Raw genomic sequence first — 19,701 nt, forward strand, 5'->3', positions numbered from 1 at the left:
ACCCAATGCAGTCTCTATGGCTCCTGTGGAAACTGGAAACCCCAGAGGGGGCACTCACCAGTTGCTCTGCACGATGGGCGGCCGGCGGTCCCTGTGCTTGCGCTGCACGTTGGCGTCCGGCCTTTCCCCGAAGGCCTGCTCGAACAGGGCCAGCGATGTGGCGGCCTTGGCCGGGTCGAAGGCGTCCGCGTCTTGCTTGAGATAGGCCCGGTGCAGCATCCAGTCCATGAGACGCATGTGGAAGCGCTCATGGATCTCGGGCTGGGCCTGGGTGTTGCACGGGTCGATGGGCTTGAGCGCGCCACGGTAGACGGTCAGCGCGATTTCGCCGGCCTCCACGGGCGTGGGCACCAGCCTGATGCGGGGCGTGCCGCGGCTGTTGGCGCCGTCGAAGACCCAGTAGCGGGGCATGCCAGAGCGGGTCTCCCAGGCGCCATGGCTGCAATCCAGTTCCTCGACGCTGGTTTCCTCCAGCACGCGGCCGCGAAAGACCAGGCGCTTGACCTGCAGCACGCTGCGGTGCAGGTCGTAGGAGGATTTGCCGGGCTCCAGGGTGATGGTGCACACGGCTGGCGTGGCGCGGTCCTCAATCAGCTTGGCCCGCTCGCACGCCTCCTGTACAGCCTCGTTCAGGTAATCAACGATGTCTTCCGTGGACCAGAACGGCGGGTCGGCCGTGTCGCGGACCGCTTCGCGGAAGCGCCGGATGATCTCTTCGACCCGCATGGCTGCTTACGCCTGGGCGTCGCCGCCGAGCTCGGCGAAGACCTGATCGGCTTCCTCGCGGGAAACCGGGAAACCTGTAACGGCCTTCAGGCGCACCAGATTGGGCTTGCCGTCGCCGGTGAAGTCATCCTTGCTGCCGCCCGCAATCATGGCCTGCAGGGCCTCGCGAATGGCCAACTGCCGCGCCAGGATCTGGGTTTTCACCTCGGCGGTGCCGCCTTCGACCAGCACGGCGCCGCGCGCCATGGCTTCGCGCTGGAATCGCTGGGGCACATCAATGCCCTCGGGCGTGGCCGGCACAACCATCGTGTGGCCGGATGTCAGCGAGACGGGGAGAGGATCAGTGCCGGGGGCACGGAATTTCATGGAGTTCATGGTCTTGTCCTTTCGGAGAAAAGGCCCGGCGGCACGTGGCCACCGGGTAAAGGGCCCTTACAAGCCCTGGCCACCGAGAAAGAATCAGGCCTGCGTGAAGGCCGAGCGGCCCGGCACGTAGTACTGGATGGAGATGCGGGCCTGGCCGGCCGTGGCAGCCGCGCCGGCCTGGGCCAGCAGGGCCTTCAGGCTTTCGGCGATGGGGTGACGCCAGCCAGTGATGGTCAGCGCCGTGCGTCCTGCGGTCTTCAGGTCGATGGGCGTGGCGGTGTAGCGGTCGTCGTCGGCCGTGTCGCCCAGCTTCAGCGTGGCGCTCGTTGCCGAGTTCCAGGCCGTCAGCACGGTGACATCGCCGCCGACCAGGATGGCATTGCCCGGCAGGTCGATGGCAGCTTCTGCCGTGCCGTAGGCAGCTGGATCGCCGAAACCGATGTCCAGATAGGCGACGATCAGCTCCTGGCGCGAGGGGTTCTTTTTGATGGGCATGGTGCGCTCCTTCAACAGCAAAGGGAGAGAGCACCGGGACCCGCAGGCCCCGGTGAGAGGCCTGCTTAGGGCAGGTAGTGGTCGATGGTGAAGAGGCCGAAGTCCTCGACCGACTTGTTGTAGATCGAGTAGAACTGGGGCTTGAGGAAGCCGACCAGCTTGTCGATGTTCAGGCCCACCTGGCTGTTGTACTGGAACGTCTTCTCGTCCCAGTCGCCAGGGCCCAGATCCGCCATGCCCAGGGCCTGGGCGCCGCAGACCAGCGTGCGGGTGCCGTTGACGTTGCCGCCCGCGCCCCACTTCTGGCCGGCGGCCGCGCCCTTGGTGTTGTAGACCAGGTTGAACTCGTGGATCACGGCACCGTCGAGGGTGACGGTCGCGCCTGTGAAGAAGGGAGAGTTCTGGCCATCCTTCGCCGCCACAGCCGTCACTGCCTCACGATAGGCCTGATCCTGCTTCAGCAGGCCCAGCGTACCGGGCTGCACGAACACCACGTAGTGAGGCTTGCCACCAGCCATCAGCGGCTTGATGCGGTTCTCCTTCGCGTAGGTGGTCGCCTGCACGATCATGTTGTAGTTGGGCTTGAACGACGAGGCGATAGCGCCCGTGTTCGACAGATCGAGGCCCGAGCCGTCCCACATCAGCGAGCGCTTGGCGCTGGGCGGGCGCACGTCGGCCGCGAAGTCCAGGCTGGGGAAGACCGAGCCGGCATCGCGCCGGGAGCCGTCGTTGTTGAACTCGTAGCTGATGCCCGACATGGTCAGGAATGCCAGCTGGTCGCAGCGGTTGGCCAGCCAGTAGGACAGCTTGTCGCGGCCCTGCTGGCGGAAGTTGATGGTGCTGCGCTGGTCGGACAGCTTGCCGGTGTTCTTCACGCCGTGGCTCAGCAGGTCATACGTGATGATCTGGCTGTGCGATTGCATGGATTCCTCGTTGCCTTCGCGCTCGTTGTCGCCGCGAACGCCGTCTCCGACCAAGTCAGCCACCAGCTGGATCACGCAGGCCTCGGCGCCCTTCTCGTTCTTGGTCAGTTCCTTGACCACCTGGATGATGTTGTTCTCGCCCTTGCCCGCGAACTTCTTGAGAAACATCAGGTCGCGCGCGGCGCCCCAGGTCTCACGGGCCCAGGCCAGCTTCTGGACTGGGGTCAATGCAGCAAAATTGGTTTCCATTTCATGCTCCTGGAAGTTGGTTCACTTTTCGGGACATGACGCCGCCCAGTTGCGAGAGACATGGCTTTGGGCGGCCAAGGGCGCCAGGCAGCTTTACGCCCGCCCAGGGCGACAACCCGTTGATGCCGCGCCGGCAAGGTGGGTGAAGCCTTGCCGGCTGGTTGAGCCGCGCTCAGTCGCCGCGAAGGCGCTTGCGCTCGGCCTCTGGAAGCTCCATGTATTCGTCGTCAGTGATCTTGGTGGGATCAATCGCCGCCGCCGTGGAGCGGTTTCCAAGGCCGGCCTGCACGCTGGGGGGCTGGAGCATCGAGTGCTGGGCCCCGCGCCGTGCGGCTCGCTCAGGGCGTATATCAACAGAACCACCCTGCCCCTGGATACCCCCAGGGGGGTGACCTGCCGGCGCGAAACGCGGCGCGATGGTTTGGACTGCTTCTGTCATGGCCTGGTGCAGGGGCATGCCGCGGCTGGTCTTGAACGCCACGGAGGCCTCGATGAGGTCCATCGCCTCCGCGCCCTCGGGCTCCTCGAGCCACGGATAGGCCTGGATCAGGCTCTCCACGGTCTCGGTGGCCCGTGCCTGCGCCGCGCTGGCGGCGTTGGCCTGGCGGTAGCGCTCAAAAGCGGCGTCCTCGATGGCCGCATTGATCTGCATGCGCAGTTTGGCGGCTTCCTTGGTGTCGCCATCCAGCATCAGCTGGGCGTACTGCTCCTCAGCCTGGGCGACATCGAGCTCCCGGCGCTCAGCGGCCGGTGCTGGTGCAGCAGCAGGAGCGGCCGTCTGGACCGGTTGGCCGCCGCGCAGCTGAGCCAGCTCAGCCTCCAGCGCTGCAGTACGCTCCAGCGCGGCCTTGCGCTCGTCGTTGACCTCGTTGAAGCGGGCCCGAGGGATGCCGCCGCCGCGCGTGCCCTGGCCTCCAGTGCCATCATCTTCGGCGCCATGGGCCGCGTCACCGCCGGCGGGCGGCTGGCCACCGCCCTCTCCGCCTTCGCTGGCCACCAGAGCCTGCAGGGATTCCTGGCTCAGGTCGTCGCCGTCCAGGTCGCCGCGCAGCTTGCGGCGCTCCTCCTCGGGCAGGGCCAGGTAGTCGTCGTCGGAATCTGCCACGGCGGTGTCGGTGCCGGTGGTGTCGGAGCCCTCTTCGCCAGCAGGCGCCATGTAGCGGAACAGGATCTTCTTCAGCAGCGGGTTCATGGTTCTTCCTCTTCGGTGGTGGATTGGTGGGTCACTTCTTGCCGGGGGTCTGCAGGTTCTGCAGCTCGGCGATCTTTTCCTTGGCCTTGGCCAGGGCGGCCTTCAGGCGCTTCGGGTCCTTGCGGATCTCCTCGGCGCGTGCCAGGGTGCGCATGTCTTCGTCCGCGCGCCAGTCGGCGTCCGATGGGATGGATGTGGTGCTGGCCTTGGCCATGGGGTTCTCCTTCAGTTCGTGGTGGTGTCAGCCCAGGTCCGGGCCGGGTCGCTCGATGCCGGCCTCCTGGCCCGCCGCCGGACTGGCGGGGCCGGCAGGTGTCAGCGGGTCGGTGTTGCGCTGTGGGGCATCCAGGCCCGGCAGCACCTGGCCGGGCTGCGGCACGATGGGTCCGGCGTCGCGGTCCACGTAGCCGGCAGAGCGCAGCATGGAGTCGGCGATGGGCGCCGCGCCCGGGTTGCGCGCGATCTCCAGGGCAGCCTGCGTGCCGCTGTACTGCGCCTTGATGGCCACGTCCACGGCCTGTGCATCGGTCTTGCGGGCCTGGGCGTCGATCAGCCGGGCCTGTGCCTCGGCGCGCGGATCGACCGGCGGCTGCTGGCCCTGCATGCTGGCCAGGATCTCCTGCTTGTCGGCCAGGTTGGAGTGCTTGATCAGAGTCGGATCCGGGATGGCCACGCCGGCCTGCTTCATCTCCAGTGCCTGCTTGAACTGCGAGTTCTCGAAGGTGACCTGGGCCGGCTGCTCCGTGATCACCACGTCATAGGTGCCGATGGTCACGTCGTTCAAGTAGCGGCCCGTACCGGGATCGAAGCGGTTGATCTCCAGGGTCTGGTCCGTGGGCTTGCCGGTCAGCGGATCGGTCTCGGTGATACGGAACACCCGGTAGCTGTCGTAGTAGCGCTGGATCAGCTTCAGGATTCGCTTGGCCAGCAGCCGGCGCGTGTACGCCAGGTTGTCCAGCGGCACGGCCAGTTGCTGCTGCGCCGCGAACTGTTTGGACTGGATGGCAATGCCGGGCTCGTTGGCGCCGCCGATGCCGCGCATGGCCTCGGGCACCGTCACGTCCTTGAGCACGCCACTGGCCCGGTCCAGGATGCGGTCCATCCCAGAGGGCACCTGGTTGGGCTGGATCTTCTCCGGCTTCCTGGCTCCCTTCTTCACCTCGATGTGCAGCCCAGTGGCGCCGCCGCGCATCTCCAGCTCGTCGGGGCTCATGTTGGTGATGCTGCCCTGCTCCGTGATCCAACCACCATTGGCCGAGCTGCTCAGGATATGGATGATCTGGGACATCGCCTTGTTGACGATCTCCTGCGGGCCGATGGCGTCATCCACCATGCCGCCGGTACGGCCGCGCCGGAAGTAGGCGAAGTACGGCACCACCGTGAAATGCTCGTAGGGGCTGAAGGTGTCGTGCAGCGTCGCGGTCAGCGTGGTGACGGTCCACTTCACCCGGCGACGCATGCGCTTGGCACGCACCGCGCCCTGGGCCAGCGCGTCCTCGATGGAGTCCGGCGCCATGTGCTCCTCGATCTGCACGTCCCCGGTGTTGGGCCAGACCATACAGGCCGTCTGCTCGAAGACCCAGCGCTGGCGGTCGATGATGCGGTAGCGCACCAGACCATCCTCGGCCACGGAACCGGCGTCGTAGGCGCCCAGGCGGTTGCGGCTCGCGAACTTGCTGCGCGATTCCTCGTCGTCCAGCTCGCCGAAGTCCACGCCCCCGTCGTGGCTGTCCTCGGCCTTCTTGCGCGCGTCCTTGCCGTACAGCTGCTCGATCTCATCAAGGGTGAGCCAGCGCGTGATGATGACATCGCTCCACTGGTCCGGGTCGTAGCTCTTGGCGTCCGGATCCGGGATCACATCCATAGGATCCAGCGTGCTGAGGGCGATCTCGCCCAGGACGTTGTCGTCGAAGCACATCCGCAGGTCGAAGTACCCGCGCTGCTGGATCACGCCGTCGCTGAAGACCTGGGTTTCGTGCCAGTGCAGGCCCACCATGTCGGCCACCTGCATGGCGACCTTGGACAAGATCGTGGCGCGGTCCAGGTCCGCGTCGCCGCCGCGCGGCTTGAAGGCGATGTCCACGCGGTTCTGGATCTGGTAGCCGATGGCCGCGTTGATGGAGGGCTTGATCTCGTTGAGCTCGTAGCAGGGCCGGCGCTCCTCTTCCAGCTGCGCGCGCGCCCCGGGCGTCCACTGCTTGCCCTGGCCCATGTACATGTCCTCGCAGCGCTGGGCCTGCGGCAGGTAGTCGAGGTGCCCACGGTCCTTGCCGTACTGGTAGCGGTTCCAGTTGGCACGCGCCGCGTCGTCCAGGCTGCTGGTGATGGAGATGGTGTTGTTCATGGTCATGCTGCTGATTGGTCCCAGCCACGGCGGCCACCACGCGCCATGGCGCGCACACGGTCTTGCAGGCTCTGGCGCGGGCCATGGCCAGGGATCAGGGGGATGGGCGCCGGCAGGTCGTCCACGAAGGTCATGGCCACGCTGTCGCCCTTGTCGGGGGAGCGACCCAGCACCTCGCGGATCTCGTCCTTGCTGTTGATCTGGATGGCCGTGCCCTTGCCCATGGTCACGACCTTGAACCGGGGTGCGGCCAGGTCGCCCTCCAGCTCGGGGTCTGGAGGCAGCGCGATGGGCTCGGGCCCGTGCGGATCCAGGGCCTCACGCAGGCGCCAGTACATCTCTGCGCGCTTGTTGCGGAAGTGCAGCTGGCCGGCCTTGTCCATGTGCTCGCTGGCGTTGGATGCGACCACTGGATGGATATGCAGTCCCAGTCCCACCAGGAAGTCGTAGGCGCTGGAGCCGCAGCCGATGCTGTCCACCGCGATGGGCGCGCCGTCGCGCACAAGGGGCGTCACGAAGCCCGCGGCTGTGGGCCCGTCATGCGTCACCACGCCCGGCGCTGTCACCAAGCGGTCGAACCAGCGGTCGTGGCGCCGCGCTGCGGAGGACTTGTCCAGGCCGCCGCGCGACGGGTCGAACCCCATGGCCGTCATCGGTCCCTTCTTCTCGGGCTCCTTCCAGCGTGCCATGGCCAGCTTGATCCACTCCGTGGGGATCAGTTGCCACACCGGGTCGGCCGCGCCGGCACTGAAGTCGCCGCGCAGCATCTGGGAGCGCAGGGGCTCGGGCAGGGCCTGCAGCTGGGCCTTGTAGCCGGTCGCCATCAGGAACAGGTTGTCATCCACGCGCGAGGGGATGAACGTCCGGCTCTTGGGCTGCATCAGCTCGCCGGACACCATCACGGGCTCCGGGCCAGGCACCTCCTGGTCCTCGCCCTTCTCGTTGGAGATGTACCAGCGCAGCTCCCCGGGCTTGGCGGGGTTCGGGTGGCGCGGGTCCAGCCACGGCGCCCAGAAGCGCTTCACCCATTCGCCCTCCGGGCCCGTGGGCGGGTTGCCGGCGCAGACGATGCGCTGGCGCACCTTCGGGTTGTCCGTGCGCATCCAGGCGTTGAGCGTCCTGAACTGCGTCTCCGTGAAGTGGCAGATCTCGTCGTAGAGCTTCGCGTCGTGCGGGCGGCCGGCGTACTTCTCCCAGTCCTCGGGCTCGTTCACGCTGCCCAGCTCGAGCAGGCGGTCGCCAGGCAGGCGCCAGAGCTTGTCCTGGCTGTTGTAGCCGTCGCGCGTGCCCAGGATCTTGGCCATGCGGGTCACCAGGCCCTTGAGCTGCACGCCCTGGCGCCGGAAGATGATGGCGTGCTCCTGCGCGGTCAGGGCCAGGCCCAGCAGCAGCTCGGTCTTGCCGCCGCCGGCCGCGCCGCCGTAGAAGAGGATGTCGGCCTGGCAGTTGTAGGCCATGGTCTGCGGGCCGGGCTGGGGCACCCAGATGCCCGGGTCCGCGACTCGCAGGAAGCTGTCCAGCTGCGCGCGCTGTGCCTCGGGCAGCAGCTTCAGGCGGCGCAGGATCTCCGCCGAGGTGGGGATGGCAGGCGCCGTCATTCGGGCAGCCCTCCGCCCAGCACCAGGCCCAGAGTGGACATCAGCTCGGGGTTGGCGGCCAGGACACGCTGCATGCGCATCGCGCGCTCAGCGTCCGACATGTCGCGCAGCGAGAGCGGATCAGAGCGCTGGTAGTTGTCCCGGGCGTACAGGCCCAGGTTCTTGGCCAGCTTCTCCCAGGCCTCCAGCTGCGAGTGCATCTGGATCTCCACGCCGTACTTGGTCTGCTTGGCGCCGGCATAGAGCGCGGCCGCGCGCTGGCTCAGGTGGCGCGTGTCCTTCAGCACCGTGCGCGGCTCGCCGCAACCACCGCAGCCTGGGCACTCGGGATGGGGCAGCAGGTGGGGGCTGTACCCCGCCCCGCCCTGCTCGTCGAATTCTTCCGCCGGCTTGCCCGCAGCGACCCAGCGCTTGCGGTCCTCGGCCATCTCCAGCTCGGTGCGCTGGAACCGGTGGCCCTGGCCATGGCAGCACCTGCAACAGCCGACACGCACCTCGATCAGCTCTCGGGGGTCAGCGGTGGCAATCAGGGCCAGCTGCCGCACCACGTTCTCAGCCTTGATGTCCAGCTTGTCCTGCAGCTTCTTCTGGCCCGCCTGGATCGCATCCTGGACGTGAGGTCTCCTCAAGAGGTCCGACGCCTGCACCGTGGCCGTGTGGGCGCTGTAGCCCGCCCGGATGGCCGCCTGCGTGCCGTTGGGGTCGATGAGGTACTCGCGGACGAAGCGCTGCTGGCGTGGATCCAGCTTGGCGATCTCCTTGGGCGTGGCGCCGGGCTTGTCAGGCCGGGTCCAGCCACTGGCCCGGGCGCGCTTGCCAATGGCAGAGTGCGTCAGCCCATGGGCTTCAGCGATCTCCCGCAGGGATTGGTTCGTGGTGCGGTAGACGCGCTCGATCTCCGTCCAATCGGTGCTGGCCGGTGTCGCGCCCTCCGCATTGGGAGCGCTTGAAGATGGGGGGATAGCTGGGGTTTCCACAGCCAGGATGGTTCCTGGTGTGGCGACGGAATGGAAACCCCAGAGGGGTGATGACACAATGCGCAAACACAGTCACCACCAGAGGCAGGGATGATGGACTCGGAAAAGCCGCAACACGACGCCAACAAATCGGAAGCGATAACACGCTTGGTCCAGCTTCTAGCTGCACTACCAAAGCGTGCCGTATCCCCATCGACTGATCAGTCCGAAGGTGCAACATATTTGCGGCGCGAAGATGCTGCCAGTCATCTTCCAGACCTCTTCGCCGCGGCCTTCCCATCCGAAAACCATCTGACTGCGTATGAAGAAGCGCTCAAAGGTGCCTTTTCCACTTTCGACCAGAAAAAGGCAGTTTCAGAGTTCATTGCCCGGCAATTCGATGCGGACGAAAGCAGACGTAAGGCTCTTGAATCTATGTCAGACCCCTTGAACCTAAAAAGCGCGGCGGCAACTGCATTTCATACTTCACTGCCTGGGTTCGATCCTGCGGAAACCTTCGAAAAGAAAGCGGCAGCGCTATACGAAGCGCAGCATGGCATAGAAAATCTTGGAAGAGTGGCGGCGGGAACCACTCCACAGGATGCTGCGGCCATGTTTGGTCTTCGCCCTGAAGACCACGCTGCGTTGACTGCAGGCGAAATTCTTCGAAGCTTGAACTGGGCTGCGGGCCATGCCGCAGGCATCACGCCTTCTGATTGGGCTGACGTCGTCACTGGCGCAGCCCTATCCAAAAATGCGGCCGATTTCTTCAAGGATCAATATCCAGACAGCCCAGAGGCGATCCAGAAAGCAGCCGATCAAATGCTTTCGGCCATCACTGACGTGCCAGCCTTAGATTCAAAAGAATTTCAAGTCAAGCGCGAAGCCGACTTCATTCAGCAGCAGATGGATCACGCCAAATACGTAGAAGAAACCATCCACAAGCCCCAGCGCGAAAGAGTGCGGCGGGAACAGGAGCAATTGGCGCTTTTGCGTCGCAGTGTGGAAATCTCAGAAGAACAAGTAGCAGAGGCCAAAGCAGATGCAAGCAAAGCGCAGAGCAATGTTCGGATATCACTTTGGATAGCCTTTGCTTCGCTCTTGGTTTCTGCGTGGCAGTTTTTGAAAGACTATTTTTAGCACCACGGTGGCACAGCAGTAGCATGCCTCTTCAGCCGCTCCTCCGCCAGGAGCCAAGCGAGTGTGCCACACGGGGCACGTTGTGCCCCGCTGACTCAGATCTTTCCGGCCTTCGCCAGCCGATTCAGAAATGTCGCCTTTCCAGGATCGATCCCAGGGATGCGCCTATTAGTTCGCTCTAATTTCACGGCGGCCTTAGTTCGTCCGGTCCTTCGCCCGATCTCCGCGTCCGACAGCTTGCCGAACAGCGCTACCTCCTCAGGCGTCCACGGCCTGCGCTTGGCATACGCAGTGATCCCGTGAGCCTTTCTCACCTTGTAGACTGCGTGCAAGCTCACTCCCAACTCCCGGCCAATCTGTGAGTCCGGCTTTGTTCCCAGGATCTCCAGGCTTTCCTCAGCCTTCGCCTTCGGCCGCCCCATGCTGGGTATGCCTCTTTTTCTTCGTGCGCGAATAACCGCATTCACGGATTTACCAACTAATAGAGCAATTTGGCCATCTGGTATAACCCCGAACTGCGCCAAGACCGCATCCGCCCAAGTATCGGATTTCCAACGCGCAATTCCCCTGCTTCGACGCGCGTAGGCAACGGTATCCTCTTTAATTCCAAGGTGCTTGCTTATTTCAAAGTCTGAAGCTGTCCCCAGCAAATCAATCTTTTCCGCAGTCCACTGGCACCTCCCCTGATTTGCAGGTATCCCCAAGCTCTCTCGTTTTGCTTTAACAGTTCTTCTATTTGCACCAATCAACTTCCCTAACTTGGCGTCGGACATTGTTCCAAGCAACCCAACTACTTCGGGCGTCCATCTTTCAGATAATCGATCATATGGCGGAATACCAAGCTTCCGCCTCTTTATATTCACTATGCATTTACCTATACCAAACTTCTTTGCTATGTTGAGATCTGGTTCTTTCCCAAGCAAAGCTATCTTTTCAGAAGTCCAAAATTCATCAATAACCGGCTTATTATGTATTTGACTAGGCGGAATATTTCTCGCATTCCTCTCAATAAAAACTGTCTTTGCAGATAATCCCACCAGATGAGCTATCTTCTCATCGCTCATCGTGCCGAGCAATGCAATCTCTTCGGGCGTCCACAGATGATTTCTACCCATTTTCATTCTCCCCGACGATCGCGCTTCATCTTCTTCAGATCACGCATGACCTCGTTTAGAAGCATATTTACGTTTTCTCCGTTCTGGATATTGCTCAGCTGCATAGCGTCCCCTGCAAGCCGAGTGGCAAGTGCCCGACGCTCGCGTGGGTAGACCCTCGCAACCAGCTCCCCGATTTCGATAAGGGATGTGCCATCCGGAAGGTCTGTCACCGACACGGCGCGCGGCTCTGGCGGCGGTTCACACGGCACGTAAACGCCTGCCCGTACCCGGCGCAGGGTGCCGTCGTCACTGACCATGCGGCTGACGTGATCGTCGATGACGTGATAGGACAGGCCTGTCAGCTCCATCAGCGTCTCTCGTGTGACCACCTGGTTCTGCTGTACCAACTCCTCAATCGTGTCCAGTATTCGCTGCCGCGTTGGATGGACTGGGCGCGCAGGCTTTTGCGCGTCAGCAGGATTGGTAGGGGTCCTGGTCATGGTTGCTCCTTTTCGCGGTCTTGCCAGTGCTTGGAAACAGGGGTGGACGGGCCGGCGGCCATGCGGCGCGGGAGAGGCCCGTCCCAATCGGTGATGTGCTGGTGGCGGCCGATGAAGCGCAGCGGCACCAGGCCCTGGGGGCCGTTGCGGTGGGCCACGATCTCCAGCTCGCTGTAGCCCTGCAGCTCGGGCAGACGCTTGCTCTGCGGGTGCGCCCAGTCCGTGAACAGCAGCGCGATCTGGTCGGCAGCAGCCTCGATGGCGCCCGACTCGCGCAGGTGGGACATGTTGGGCCGGCCATAGGTCTCGTCGGCCTTGCGGTTCATCTGGCTCAGCACCACGGCCGCCATGTCTAGGTCCATGGCCAGGTCCTTGATGCCGTTCACGATCAGGTCCAGGTCGCGCGAGCGGTTGTCCTTCTCGGATGCAGCCATGCGCTGGAGGAAGTCCACGAAGATCACGTCCAGGCCGGCCTCGCGCTTGACCTTGAGGGCCTTGCGCCGGATGTCGCCCAGCGTGAGGCTGGTCTGGTCGTCGTGGTGCAGGTGCAGCCGCTCCAGGTGGTGGGCTGCCGCCGTCACCGCCGGCCACATGTCCGCGTCCTGGGGATCGGCGGCCAGGATGCGGCTGAGGTCGAAGGCAGCGGCCGCCGCCGTGTGCCGGTGCATCAGCTGCGCGATGGGCATCTCCTGGCTCAGAAACAGCACGCTCTGGCGCAGGGCCAGGTGCCGGGCGATGGCCAGGGCCAGCGCGGTCTTGCCGTGCTTGGGCCGCGCGCCCAGTACCAGGAGCTCGCCGCGGCGCAGGCCGCCGTTCAGCAACTTGTCCAGGCCCCGGATACCGGTGGCCATGGCCGGGTTGCGCCCGTCGCTCAGCTCCTGCAGCAGCACCAGGTACTCGGTCACGGAATCGCTGATGCGCCTGGGGCCGCGCCGGCCCCGGCTGGTGGCCAGTTGGGCCAGCAGCATCTGGGCCTTGTCGATCTCGGCCGCAGCCAGGGCGCCGGGCTCCATGGCCGCGTCCACCATGGCCGTGCCGGCCTGGATCAGCTGCCGCAGGCGGTGCTGGTCCAGGATCTCGTCGGCGTAGCGCCGCATGCTGGCCTGGCCCGGCAGGAACTGTGCGAGGTCGGTCAGCTGCGGCAGCGTGGTCTCTGCCTCTTGGCGCCGCAGCTCCTCGAAGACCGACACCGGATCCGTGGGCGCGCCAGCCGTGGCCAGGGCCCGGACGGCACGGAACACCTCGCGGTGCATGGGCGCATAGAACGCCATGGCGTCCAGCTCAGGCAGCGCTGCCCACGCCTCCGGGTCCAGCATCAGGCCGCCCAGGAGCGCGGCTTCCGAGGCCACGCTGGCAGGCATGCGGCGCTCGGTGGGACGACTGCGCAATTCTGCGCGGTCCTTCTCGTCGGCTGGAAACTCGTCTATCAGCATTCGACAGCGCCCCCGCGGTGGCTGGGCCAGTTGCACTTCAGCGCCTTCGCTCCTTCGCGCAGCCGGTCGAACGAGCGCTCGCCGACCGAGGCCTTGATGTCGTTGATCGCCAGGTTGGATAGCAGCACCGTGGGCCGCTGCATGGCGTAGCGACTGTCGATCACCTCGAACAGCTGCAGGCGCTCTGCGTCCGTGCCCATGCTGGCCCCGACTTCATCGATGACCAGCAGAGCATCGCTGCCGAGGCTCGCGATCAGCTCGCTCTCGGTCTCCGGCCGGTCCCAGGAACTGGCCTGGAACCCGCTGCTGCCCCACGTAGCGCGCAGCATGCGCACGATCTGCCGGCTGCTGAGGATCCGGGCGCCCAGGTCACGCTCGTGGATGACGTGGTTCACCATGGCGCAGCCGAGGTGGGTTTTACCCGTACCCACCGGGCCGATCATCCACAGGCCACCACCCGAGCGGAAGTCGTTCTCCTCGGCGAACTTGCGGCACGCGGCCAGCACATCCGCTTGGCCGGGATGGAACGGGCGATAGTTGGCAAACGAGCACTCCAGCATCCGGCCCACCAGGCCACTGCGTGCCATCCGGCTGCTCAGCCGATCCTTCCGTTCTGCCTCTTTTTGCTCACGCATCGCTGCGGCAATGCGCTCATCGCGCTCATGCTGGAATTGATCCGTCATCCGGGACACCTTGGTCGTAGTAATCGCTGTGTTCATGGGTGAAGCCGCTGTGGCGGCCGGCATTGCTTCGGGGCTGGCCGTGGCCACCAGACGGCCCACGGTCATCGCCGATTCGCTTGGCGTACCAGCTCGCGTTGAAGCCTCGCCATCCCGCTTCACAGCAGACCTCAAGCGCCCGGGTCAGGGTGATGCGGGCCGTCGCGGCCTCTCGGGCAATGCCGTCCAGTGCGGTGTCGGTCAGGGGTGCGCGATGCTTCTTCCGCAAGGCCAGATAGTCCTGCCAGACCTTTTCGGGCACGTCTTCGGGCCGTGTTGCCTCGCCACTGCTGCGCTTGCGGGTTCCGTCGCCAGGAGCCGCGCCATGGCTGGAGACGCCGGATGGAGGGGCCGTACCGTCAGGTACGGGAGGTATTAACTCTCCCTGTCTCTCTCCCTGTCCCTCTCCCTTATTAGCCATCTCAGTCGCGTCTCTGGTAGACGGTGCGCGAGACGCTTTGGTAGACGGTTGAGCGTCTACATGACCGTCTACATGTAGAGCGATGAGACGCTCCAGTTCTGCCTTTGTCGGATTGGCGGGAGGCGTCACGCCAGCGTCTCGCAGGCGCGCTGACAGCTCCTTCAATTGCTCTCTCCAACGTTGTTGGCGGACCTTTTTCGAATCCACGCCTTCCATATGAACCTGCCGGCCGTCCCAGGCCTGGACCGCCAAATCAGCGATCACGGGGTGATAGAGGCGGCCGTCTGAGCACTTCACCCAGCCGCGCATGGCCATGTCGCGCACCTTCTTCCAGCTGCGAGATCCGGACAGCGCTTCGAGGAGGCGCTCATCGCTGGGCAGGCTGCCGCCAGGAATCTGGTTCCAGCTCTTGCACCACAAGGCCACGGCGGCCTTGAACTCGTCCCCAGTGCTGAGCAGAAACAGGTCGGAGTCGAGCAGGCGCCCGGTCTCCAGGGGCATCCATGGCAGGCCGCGCAGGTTGCAGTCAGGCGGCGTCATGGGCGGGGGTAGATCTGCGCTCATGGTGTTCGAGTTCCCTTTTCCTGGGCCATCAGTCATCCAGCGGCCCTCGCGCCCTGGCCACCGCTGTGCGCCTGCAGGGCTGCCAGCGCCTTGAGGGCCTGGTTCAGCGTGGCCGTGGCGCTGTCGATGGATTCGGCGATGCGCGCCGCCTGGTCCTCTGGCGCCTTGCGGTCAGGCCGGGCATGCAGCGTCTCGTCGCAGGCGTACATGAGCGGGTCGTACCGGCCGCAGAACCGCATGGCCGCGATGATCTGGCCGAACGTCAGGCGCTCGTCCTTTTCAGCATTCATGCAGGCGCGCAAGCGCGCGTGTGCCGATTCCAGCTTCATGTGCGGGAACAGATAAACGGCCAGTTCCTTTGCCGACTTTTCGCTATTGGCGATCATTTGAGCCAGCGCGTCGTACTCGTCTTCATAAATGGACTTCATGGCGTTAACCTATTGATTTTTCTGCAGTTTTCTTTTCACCCCTCGACCCTCCTCAATCTGAGGGGACGTGAGGGGTGCTTTTTCGGGGCAAAAAAAAGACGATTCGGTCACCGCTGAAAAACAGCTCAACCGAATCGCAGACATGAACAACCAATCCGCAGCCGTCACGCCCTTCCACCGCTCCTCGCACACTGCGTTCAGCGAGAACATCAACCCGGCGACAGGCCGACGCGAGCAGGTCATGACCGTCTCGCGTTTGGAACTGGCCTGGTCTACCGGCGAGTTGGTGATCAAGGCGCGTGGCAGCCGGGTCGTTGTGGACGCAGACCACCAGCAGCAGCGCGGCCGGCGCTCGCCGTTCTGAGCCCTGGCCATGGCAAGGCGCTCACGCATGGGCAATGGCCTCTGCAACGACAGGCGCACCAGCCTGTGCGATGAGTTCAGGCCAAATCTGGCGCCAATCTTTTGGGCGCAAATCCCAACGCATCACTTGGCGTCCGGTGGCCACTTCGATGGCTACGCACAGCGCGGGGCTCGGCTCGCGGCCGCCCTGGCCTGCCGCCAGTTGGGAGAGATAAACAGATGTCACGCCCAGCGTTTTGGCAAGCTGCTTGAGGTAGCCGCGCGGCTGCGCGTCGAGAAAGGAGCGTAGGTTCATGGTTATACAAAATGCTGAACGACACCCGAAGCGTACTGCATACCCAAGAGTTATGCAATACGCTTACCATGTGCGCATGGAAAAAGAAAATCCACGCATGGAGCGCCGACGGCACTGGCTGAGCGTGCTGATCGATGAAAACGGCGGACAGGCCGAGGTCGCCAGGGCGATCGGATCGCCCAAGTCCTACCTGAGCGCCATCCAGAACGGCGGGAGAGGTCTTGGGGATAAGTTGGCCGCCCGGATCGAAGAGGCCTACGGCAAACCCGCTGGATGGCTCGACCAGCCCGTGGAAGCGCCCAATGTCGTGGCCGGGCCGGCGGTACAAGGCCTTGTGCCGCTCATCTCCTTTGTGCAAGCCGGGGAGTGGTGCGACATGGTGGACAGTCTTCAGCCCGGCGATGCGCTCGACTGGCTGCCGTGCCCGGTTCGGCATGGCCGGGGGACCTTCTGTCTTGAAGTGGAGGGGGAAAGCATGTATGACCCTTCAGCCAGGCACAGCTACAGGTCAGGCGACATCATTTTTGTGGACCCCACAAAAGACGCCCAGCATGGCGACCGCGTGGTGGTCCGCCTCGACGACCAGCAAAAGGCGACTTTCAAGCAGCTCATCGAGGAAGACGGCAGACGAATGCTGAAGGCCATCAATCCGGACTGGAAGCCCCGGTACATGGAGATCAACGGGAACGCGTCCATCTGCGGCGTGGTCATCGGGAAGTGGGTCAAGGAGTAGGCCCGGACTTTGTGGAATCGGCCACCTGATCGGTGGCCATTTTTATGCCCTGACGAAAGCACGTCGCATATCAGTTATGCAAACTGCTTGACGAAAAAGTTATGCATGAAGCATACTTCTATCAGCGCCTTGTTCACCGGCGCATGGAGTGAAGATGCCCACCACAGAGATCGCTGCCATCCTCAAGGCGGCACCCCAACAGCACAGCCAGCAATGCGCACTGGCGGCTGATGCCATCCAAGGCCGTCGCTGGCCGAGTGCTGCCGCCCTGCTCAGGACCCAGGCGACGATGGCCCAAGAATGGGCCGCTCAAGCCCGCGTCCTGGCCACCTGGTGCGAAGCCGAGGGCGAGAGCGGCCGCGTGCATTCCGCCGTGCCCACTGCGCTGGACTGCCACGCACCGGCAGATCTGCTGGGCCCTGCCGGGGCCCCCACTCTCGAATCCCTGGAAGCCGGCCTGCTGGCCTTGGCGCATGGCCTGGGCCGCGAGCACGCCGCCCGCGTCCGCCGCGCGATGAACGGCGTGCTGCAGGCCGCCCATGCCCCCGCCTCTCTGCCACCCCAGGCCGCCGCACTCGGCGCCGCGCTGGACAGCAGCAGCCTCGAGCAGGCGGACCCGTCATGAGCCGCCAATCCATCCGCTGCCTCTGGCGCCTGATGGTCATGCGCCGCAGCACTGGCGCCGGGCCCATCGCGGCTTTGCGCTGGGCCGCCGGCCTGTTGTGGCGCAACCACCTGAGCAGCCAGCGTCGAAAGCACCTGGACCGCCGCGCCGAAGTGGAGCGCGCCGCCCGTCAACGCCTTTAACCCACAGGAGCTGAAATGCCCGAAGCAATGCTCAGCGTGGCCACCTGCCCCGGCCACCCCACCCTGCTCACATCCTTCACAGCCGACGGTCCCGTCATGGCGCTGGACCTGGCCACCGTGCCGCGCGAGATCCTGGAGCGCATCACCGCACGCGCCCTGAACGTGGAAGCGGAATGGCAGAACGGCACGATTTCGACCGAATACCTGGGCGGCAAGGCCGCGCTGGAATGCCTCACCATCGCCGCGAACGCGCTGGACCAGCACTTCCTGCCGCTGGTGCCCCGGGTCCGCGACCTTGCGTCCCACGACATCGCCTTCGAGGCCGAGGGCCAGACCTATCCCGTCATCCGTGGCGGCGAGGTGGTCTGGGTCGCGCACGCCGACCTGTCGCCCATCGAGCTGGCCGCGGTCCGTTCCTGGTTGCGATTCAACGTGGCCGCTGCCACCGAGCAGTCCGTCACCTTCCAGCTGCGCCTGGAGCAGTTCGAGCGGGAGGCAGCATGAATCTGCCAAGCAACGATGAGCTGAAGGTGGCCATCCTGTACACCATCGCCGCCAATGCCTTTCATTCGGAGCAGGACGAAGAGGATCTTGCCGCCAGCCGTCAGCTGCGCAACGCCTTCGAGGCGCTGATGGAGAAGCTGCACGCTATCGATTCCGTCCCGAAGGACAGCATTGCCCGCTTCCAGCAAGCGGCGCGAGATGGCGCGCCGCCGGCTCAATTACGCCCCCTGGCAATGCAGTTTGCCCATGCCATGTCCGACGAAGACTTCCGCGAAGCCCTGGCCCAGTCCGGGCTGTTCATGGCTGCTGTCGGCCACACGAAGTTCATGGAGGCAAGCGAAGGCCTCGAAGCGCTGCGCACCATCTACGGCGAAGAGGCGCGGCGCATGCCCGCTTACCGAGCATGGGTGCGACAGGCTATGGAATACGCACCGCCGGAGCTGCAGGAAGCCGCCTGGGCGAAAGCTCAGGAGCTCGGACTGCTGCCAGAGGCTCGCTTGGTCGATGACGCAGGCTGCCCGGTTTTCAGTGCTCACCAGATCGCCAAGGTCTTCGGCATCCCTGACGAGGACGTGCCCCGCTTCGTCGCGGAGCATGGCGACCTGTTCGAGATCGCCGGCAACGTTCACACCCTGCAGTGAGGCCTGCCATGCAAGACAACCAAGCATTCCGGGCGCTTTTCACGCTGCCGCCAATGCAGACCAGCACAAGCACCGCCCTCTCGATACCCGAAACGCCGGCACCCAAGAACGAGACCGGCGATCGCGAGCTGGATGCAGTCCTCTGGCTGCGCGACTGCATCAAGACCGCCCATCCGGCCCTGATCGACAAGGCACTGCTGGCCTTCAAGCAGATCAAGACCCCTTCCAAAGACCTTGAGGACCGGTACCGCCAGTACGTCGCCCGCGTCTCCAATGGCCACTTCGCGGCTGTGCTGATGACCTTCGGTTTCGCCAACCTAGAGTCGCTGGCCGAGAACACGCTGCAACGGCAAGCGCGGAAGGATGAGGCAATGTCCCGCTTCGGCACTGTGGATGGCCTTTTCGCCGACACGCCGTCTGAAGCAGCGTGCAAGACCGCGCTGAGGGGCCTGCGAAAAAAGAAGGGCTCCTCTTGGGAATACGACGCGGACAAGGCAGACGCGCGCTTCTTGAAGCATCCGGCGCTCGTGCCGTCAACGCTGGCTGATTGCCTGCACGCCCGGGAGTACGAGAGCGCCCTCTATCGACTTCGCCAGGCCAGCGTGGACATGGCTGGCGACCACTGGCCGGAATTCCAGGAACATGCCGATTTCTGCTTTCGGCAGCTCGCCCAGATCAAGCCGCGCACCAAAGCCGAGGCCCTGGCTGTGTTTGAACACCTGGAGGAGCGCGACGCAGCCGACCGCGCCGAAGGCCCGGACATCATCCGCAATCTGATCTCGGGAGGCTGGGCATGAGCAACGAGCTGAACGACCTCACCACACGCGCCATCGCGTTCCACCTGCGCAAGCCAGGCGCACTGCAGCCGGCGGCCGACCTGAGCGGCCCGGCCACGGCCGGCGGCTTCGACTACATCGTGCTGCGCAATCTGGGCGGTGTGTTGGCCGTCTACCGCGTCATGACCCACAGCCGCACGCTGAAGCGCCTGCGCCGCTGGCCGAAGGCGGTGGAGTGATGGCAACTATTGTGATTTCCACAACGGTCCAAGCTGTTGATTTTGTTCATGGTGCAGATCTGCACCATCTCCATGGACTTTTCACCAATTCTGGGGAAAAGGTCCAGACGGGTTGCGACGAAATTCGTCGGAACACCCAGCAGCAGGCCATGAACCAAGCCGACGTATTACCTCGGGCTGGGGTTCCCAGGT

General features: G+C 64.5%; 25 protein-coding genes. 9 read left to right on the plus strand and 16 right to left on the minus strand.

Features of this window, described 5'->3' with window-relative positions; translation table 11 throughout:
* Window positions 1-54 precede the first annotated feature (54 nt).
* The 9 genes from ACF8ME_RS14010 to ACF8ME_RS14050 all read right to left on the minus strand — a co-directional run bounded on the left by ACF8ME_RS14010 (window position 55) and on the right by ACF8ME_RS14050 (window position 8,870).
* The gene (locus ACF8ME_RS14010; protein ID WP_392416985.1) at window positions 55-726 is read right to left on the minus strand and encodes a DUF6682 family protein; all 672 of its coding nucleotides are present in this window, start codon (window positions 724-726) and stop codon (window positions 55-57) included.
* Window positions 727-732: 6 nt separating this feature from the next.
* On the minus strand, window positions 733-1,101 hold the full coding sequence (locus ACF8ME_RS14015; RefSeq protein ID WP_244387301.1) for a hypothetical protein: 369 nt from the start codon (window positions 1,099-1,101) through the stop codon (window positions 733-735).
* Between the two features lie 84 nt (window positions 1,102-1,185).
* Window positions 1,186-1,587 carry a hypothetical protein gene (locus tag ACF8ME_RS14020; protein WP_088165496.1) on the minus strand — a complete coding sequence of 134 codons (402 nt, stop codon included), beginning with the start codon at window positions 1,585-1,587 and terminating at the stop codon, window positions 1,186-1,188.
* A 65-nt stretch (window positions 1,588-1,652) separates the two neighbouring features.
* Window positions 1,653-2,759, minus strand: a complete 1,107-nt coding sequence (locus ACF8ME_RS14025) for a N4-gp56 family major capsid protein (protein ID WP_392416986.1) — start codon at window positions 2,757-2,759, stop codon at window positions 1,653-1,655.
* Window positions 2,760-2,931: 172 nt separating this feature from the next.
* Complete coding sequence (locus ACF8ME_RS14030; RefSeq protein ID WP_392416989.1) at window positions 2,932-3,951, minus strand: hypothetical protein; 1,020 nt, start codon at window positions 3,949-3,951, stop codon at window positions 2,932-2,934.
* A 31-nt stretch (window positions 3,952-3,982) separates the two neighbouring features.
* On the minus strand, window positions 3,983-4,165 hold the full coding sequence (locus ACF8ME_RS14035) for a hypothetical protein (protein WP_244387309.1): 183 nt from the start codon (window positions 4,163-4,165) through the stop codon (window positions 3,983-3,985).
* A 27-nt stretch (window positions 4,166-4,192) separates the two neighbouring features.
* Window positions 4,193-6,295: a genomic island protein gene (locus ACF8ME_RS14040; RefSeq protein ID WP_392416991.1), complete on the minus strand. Its 2,103-nt coding sequence runs from the start codon at window positions 6,293-6,295 to the stop codon at window positions 4,193-4,195.
* Between the two features lie 2 nt (window positions 6,296-6,297).
* Window positions 6,298-7,893 (minus strand): terminase, encoded by a 1,596-nt coding sequence (locus ACF8ME_RS14045; protein ID WP_392416994.1) that lies wholly within the window; start codon window positions 7,891-7,893, stop codon window positions 6,298-6,300.
* Window positions 7,890-8,870 (minus strand): terminase small subunit, encoded by a 981-nt coding sequence (locus tag ACF8ME_RS14050; protein ID WP_392416997.1) that lies wholly within the window; start codon window positions 8,868-8,870, stop codon window positions 7,890-7,892. The genes ACF8ME_RS14045 and ACF8ME_RS14050 overlap by 4 nt, the downstream gene beginning before the upstream one ends.
* 90 nt (window positions 8,871-8,960) lie before the next feature.
* Between ACF8ME_RS14050 and ACF8ME_RS14055 the strand changes: the two genes are divergently transcribed.
* Complete coding sequence (locus ACF8ME_RS14055; RefSeq protein WP_392416999.1) at window positions 8,961-9,989, plus strand: hypothetical protein; 1,029 nt, start codon at window positions 8,961-8,963, stop codon at window positions 9,987-9,989.
* 95 nt (window positions 9,990-10,084) lie between these two features.
* Here ACF8ME_RS14055 and ACF8ME_RS14060 read toward each other — a convergent pair whose 3' ends face one another.
* Genes ACF8ME_RS14060 through ACF8ME_RS14085 form a run of 6 tightly spaced genes read right to left on the minus strand, consistent with a single transcriptional unit; the run spans window position 10,085 to window position 15,151 of the window.
* Window positions 10,085-11,104, minus strand: a complete 1,020-nt coding sequence (locus ACF8ME_RS14060) for a hypothetical protein (protein ID WP_392417002.1) — start codon at window positions 11,102-11,104, stop codon at window positions 10,085-10,087.
* A 2-nt stretch (window positions 11,105-11,106) separates the two neighbouring features.
* Window positions 11,107-11,586 carry a hypothetical protein gene (locus ACF8ME_RS14065; protein WP_392417005.1) on the minus strand — a complete coding sequence of 160 codons (480 nt, stop codon included), beginning with the start codon at window positions 11,584-11,586 and terminating at the stop codon, window positions 11,107-11,109.
* Window positions 11,583-13,019 (minus strand): replicative DNA helicase, encoded by a 1,437-nt coding sequence (locus tag ACF8ME_RS14070; RefSeq protein WP_392417007.1) that lies wholly within the window; start codon window positions 13,017-13,019, stop codon window positions 11,583-11,585. Before ACF8ME_RS14070 ends, ACF8ME_RS14065 begins: the two co-directional genes overlap by 4 nt.
* Window positions 13,013-13,702 carry an ATP-binding protein gene (locus ACF8ME_RS14075; RefSeq protein ID WP_392417009.1) on the minus strand — a complete coding sequence of 230 codons (690 nt, stop codon included), beginning with the start codon at window positions 13,700-13,702 and terminating at the stop codon, window positions 13,013-13,015. The genes ACF8ME_RS14070 and ACF8ME_RS14075 overlap by 7 nt, the downstream gene beginning before the upstream one ends.
* On the minus strand, window positions 13,680-14,699 hold the full coding sequence (locus ACF8ME_RS14080) for a DUF1376 domain-containing protein (RefSeq protein ID WP_392417012.1): 1,020 nt from the start codon (window positions 14,697-14,699) through the stop codon (window positions 13,680-13,682). The genes ACF8ME_RS14075 and ACF8ME_RS14080 overlap by 23 nt, the downstream gene beginning before the upstream one ends.
* Before the next feature lie 56 nt (window positions 14,700-14,755).
* Window positions 14,756-15,151 (minus strand): hypothetical protein, encoded by a 396-nt coding sequence (locus tag ACF8ME_RS14085; RefSeq protein WP_392417014.1) that lies wholly within the window; start codon window positions 15,149-15,151, stop codon window positions 14,756-14,758.
* 142 nt (window positions 15,152-15,293) lie between these two features.
* On the opposite strand from ACF8ME_RS14085, the gene ACF8ME_RS14090 reads away from it, so the two are divergent.
* Window positions 15,294-15,515, plus strand: a complete 222-nt coding sequence (locus tag ACF8ME_RS14090) for a hypothetical protein (RefSeq protein ID WP_392417015.1) — start codon at window positions 15,294-15,296, stop codon at window positions 15,513-15,515.
* Window positions 15,516-15,536: 21 nt separating this feature from the next.
* Here ACF8ME_RS14090 and ACF8ME_RS14095 read toward each other — a convergent pair whose 3' ends face one another.
* Window positions 15,537-15,809, minus strand: coding sequence for a YdaS family helix-turn-helix protein (locus ACF8ME_RS14095; RefSeq protein ID WP_244387334.1), 273 nt, complete (start codon window positions 15,807-15,809; stop codon window positions 15,537-15,539).
* Window positions 15,810-15,861: 52 nt separating this feature from the next.
* Here ACF8ME_RS14095 and ACF8ME_RS14100 point away from each other — a divergent pair, with 52 nt between their 5' ends.
* The 7 genes from ACF8ME_RS14100 (at window position 15,862) to ACF8ME_RS14130 (ending at window position 19,509) form a co-directional block, all read left to right on the plus strand.
* The gene (locus ACF8ME_RS14100; protein WP_244387337.1) at window positions 15,862-16,542 is read left to right on the plus strand and encodes a LexA family transcriptional regulator; all 681 of its coding nucleotides are present in this window, start codon (window positions 15,862-15,864) and stop codon (window positions 16,540-16,542) included.
* Between the two features lie 154 nt (window positions 16,543-16,696).
* Window positions 16,697-17,167, plus strand: coding sequence for a hypothetical protein (locus ACF8ME_RS14105; protein ID WP_244387340.1), 471 nt, complete (start codon window positions 16,697-16,699; stop codon window positions 17,165-17,167).
* Window positions 17,164-17,349 carry a hypothetical protein gene (locus tag ACF8ME_RS14110; protein ID WP_392417018.1) on the plus strand — a complete coding sequence of 62 codons (186 nt, stop codon included), beginning with the start codon at window positions 17,164-17,166 and terminating at the stop codon, window positions 17,347-17,349. Before ACF8ME_RS14105 ends, ACF8ME_RS14110 begins: the two co-directional genes overlap by 4 nt.
* Before the next feature lie 15 nt (window positions 17,350-17,364).
* Window positions 17,365-17,853 carry a hypothetical protein gene (locus ACF8ME_RS14115; protein ID WP_392417020.1) on the plus strand — a complete coding sequence of 163 codons (489 nt, stop codon included), beginning with the start codon at window positions 17,365-17,367 and terminating at the stop codon, window positions 17,851-17,853.
* Window positions 17,850-18,494 (plus strand): hypothetical protein, encoded by a 645-nt coding sequence (locus ACF8ME_RS14120; RefSeq protein ID WP_392417022.1) that lies wholly within the window; start codon window positions 17,850-17,852, stop codon window positions 18,492-18,494. The genes ACF8ME_RS14115 and ACF8ME_RS14120 overlap by 4 nt, the downstream gene beginning before the upstream one ends.
* Before the next feature lie 8 nt (window positions 18,495-18,502).
* Window positions 18,503-19,291 (plus strand): hypothetical protein, encoded by a 789-nt coding sequence (locus ACF8ME_RS14125; protein WP_392417025.1) that lies wholly within the window; start codon window positions 18,503-18,505, stop codon window positions 19,289-19,291.
* Window positions 19,288-19,509, plus strand: a complete 222-nt coding sequence (locus ACF8ME_RS14130) for a hypothetical protein (protein ID WP_392417027.1) — start codon at window positions 19,288-19,290, stop codon at window positions 19,507-19,509. The genes ACF8ME_RS14125 and ACF8ME_RS14130 overlap by 4 nt, the downstream gene beginning before the upstream one ends.
* Window positions 19,510-19,701 lie beyond the last annotated feature (192 nt).

Origin of the sequence: Delftia sp. WSY_7, from assembly GCF_043104845.1 — a bacterium.
In the GTDB taxonomy this organism is placed as follows: domain Bacteria; phylum Pseudomonadota; class Gammaproteobacteria; order Burkholderiales; family Burkholderiaceae_C; genus Comamonas; species Comamonas tsuruhatensis.

What these genes read in the sequence shown, in the direction of transcription:
- ACF8ME_RS14010 (WP_392416985.1), bottom strand. Translation starts at nt 726, where the DNA reads ATGCGGGTCGAAGAGATCATCCGGCGCTTCCGCGAAGCGGTCCGCGAC.
- ACF8ME_RS14015 (WP_244387301.1), bottom strand. Translation starts at nt 1,101, where the DNA reads ATGAACTCCATGAAATTCCGTGCCCCCGGCACTGATCCTCTCCCCGTC.
- ACF8ME_RS14020 (WP_088165496.1), bottom strand. Translation starts at nt 1,587, where the DNA reads ATGCCCATCAAAAAGAACCCCTCGCGCCAGGAGCTGATCGTCGCCTAT.
- ACF8ME_RS14025 (WP_392416986.1), bottom strand. Translation starts at nt 2,759, where the DNA reads ATGGAAACCAATTTTGCTGCATTGACCCCAGTCCAGAAGCTGGCCTGG.
- ACF8ME_RS14030 (WP_392416989.1), bottom strand. Translation starts at nt 3,951, where the DNA reads ATGAACCCGCTGCTGAAGAAGATCCTGTTCCGCTACATGGCGCCTGCT.
- ACF8ME_RS14035 (WP_244387309.1), bottom strand. Translation starts at nt 4,165, where the DNA reads ATGGCCAAGGCCAGCACCACATCCATCCCATCGGACGCCGACTGGCGC.
- ACF8ME_RS14040 (WP_392416991.1), bottom strand. Translation starts at nt 6,295, where the DNA reads ATGAACAACACCATCTCCATCACCAGCAGCCTGGACGACGCGGCGCGT.
- ACF8ME_RS14045 (WP_392416994.1), bottom strand. Translation starts at nt 7,893, where the DNA reads ATGACGGCGCCTGCCATCCCCACCTCGGCGGAGATCCTGCGCCGCCTG.
- ACF8ME_RS14055 (WP_392416999.1), top strand. Translation starts at nt 8,961, where the DNA reads ATGATGGACTCGGAAAAGCCGCAACACGACGCCAACAAATCGGAAGCG.
- ACF8ME_RS14060 (WP_392417002.1), bottom strand. Translation starts at nt 11,104, where the DNA reads ATGGGTAGAAATCATCTGTGGACGCCCGAAGAGATTGCATTGCTCGGC.
- ACF8ME_RS14065 (WP_392417005.1), bottom strand. Translation starts at nt 11,586, where the DNA reads ATGACCAGGACCCCTACCAATCCTGCTGACGCGCAAAAGCCTGCGCGC.
- ACF8ME_RS14070 (WP_392417007.1), bottom strand. Translation starts at nt 13,019, where the DNA reads ATGCTGATAGACGAGTTTCCAGCCGACGAGAAGGACCGCGCAGAATTG.
- ACF8ME_RS14075 (WP_392417009.1), bottom strand. Translation starts at nt 13,702, where the DNA reads ATGACGGATCAATTCCAGCATGAGCGCGATGAGCGCATTGCCGCAGCG.
- ACF8ME_RS14080 (WP_392417012.1), bottom strand. Translation starts at nt 14,699, where the DNA reads ATGACGCCGCCTGACTGCAACCTGCGCGGCCTGCCATGGATGCCCCTG.
- ACF8ME_RS14085 (WP_392417014.1), bottom strand. Translation starts at nt 15,151, where the DNA reads ATGAAGTCCATTTATGAAGACGAGTACGACGCGCTGGCTCAAATGATC.
- ACF8ME_RS14090 (WP_392417015.1), top strand. Translation starts at nt 15,294, where the DNA reads ATGAACAACCAATCCGCAGCCGTCACGCCCTTCCACCGCTCCTCGCAC.
- ACF8ME_RS14095 (WP_244387334.1), bottom strand. Translation starts at nt 15,809, where the DNA reads ATGAACCTACGCTCCTTTCTCGACGCGCAGCCGCGCGGCTACCTCAAG.
- ACF8ME_RS14100 (WP_244387337.1), top strand. Translation starts at nt 15,862, where the DNA reads ATGCAATACGCTTACCATGTGCGCATGGAAAAAGAAAATCCACGCATG.
- ACF8ME_RS14105 (WP_244387340.1), top strand. Translation starts at nt 16,697, where the DNA reads ATGCCCACCACAGAGATCGCTGCCATCCTCAAGGCGGCACCCCAACAG.
- ACF8ME_RS14110 (WP_392417018.1), top strand. Translation starts at nt 17,164, where the DNA reads ATGAGCCGCCAATCCATCCGCTGCCTCTGGCGCCTGATGGTCATGCGC.
- ACF8ME_RS14115 (WP_392417020.1), top strand. Translation starts at nt 17,365, where the DNA reads ATGCCCGAAGCAATGCTCAGCGTGGCCACCTGCCCCGGCCACCCCACC.
- ACF8ME_RS14120 (WP_392417022.1), top strand. Translation starts at nt 17,850, where the DNA reads ATGAATCTGCCAAGCAACGATGAGCTGAAGGTGGCCATCCTGTACACC.
- ACF8ME_RS14125 (WP_392417025.1), top strand. Translation starts at nt 18,503, where the DNA reads ATGCAAGACAACCAAGCATTCCGGGCGCTTTTCACGCTGCCGCCAATG.
- ACF8ME_RS14130 (WP_392417027.1), top strand. Translation starts at nt 19,288, where the DNA reads ATGAGCAACGAGCTGAACGACCTCACCACACGCGCCATCGCGTTCCAC.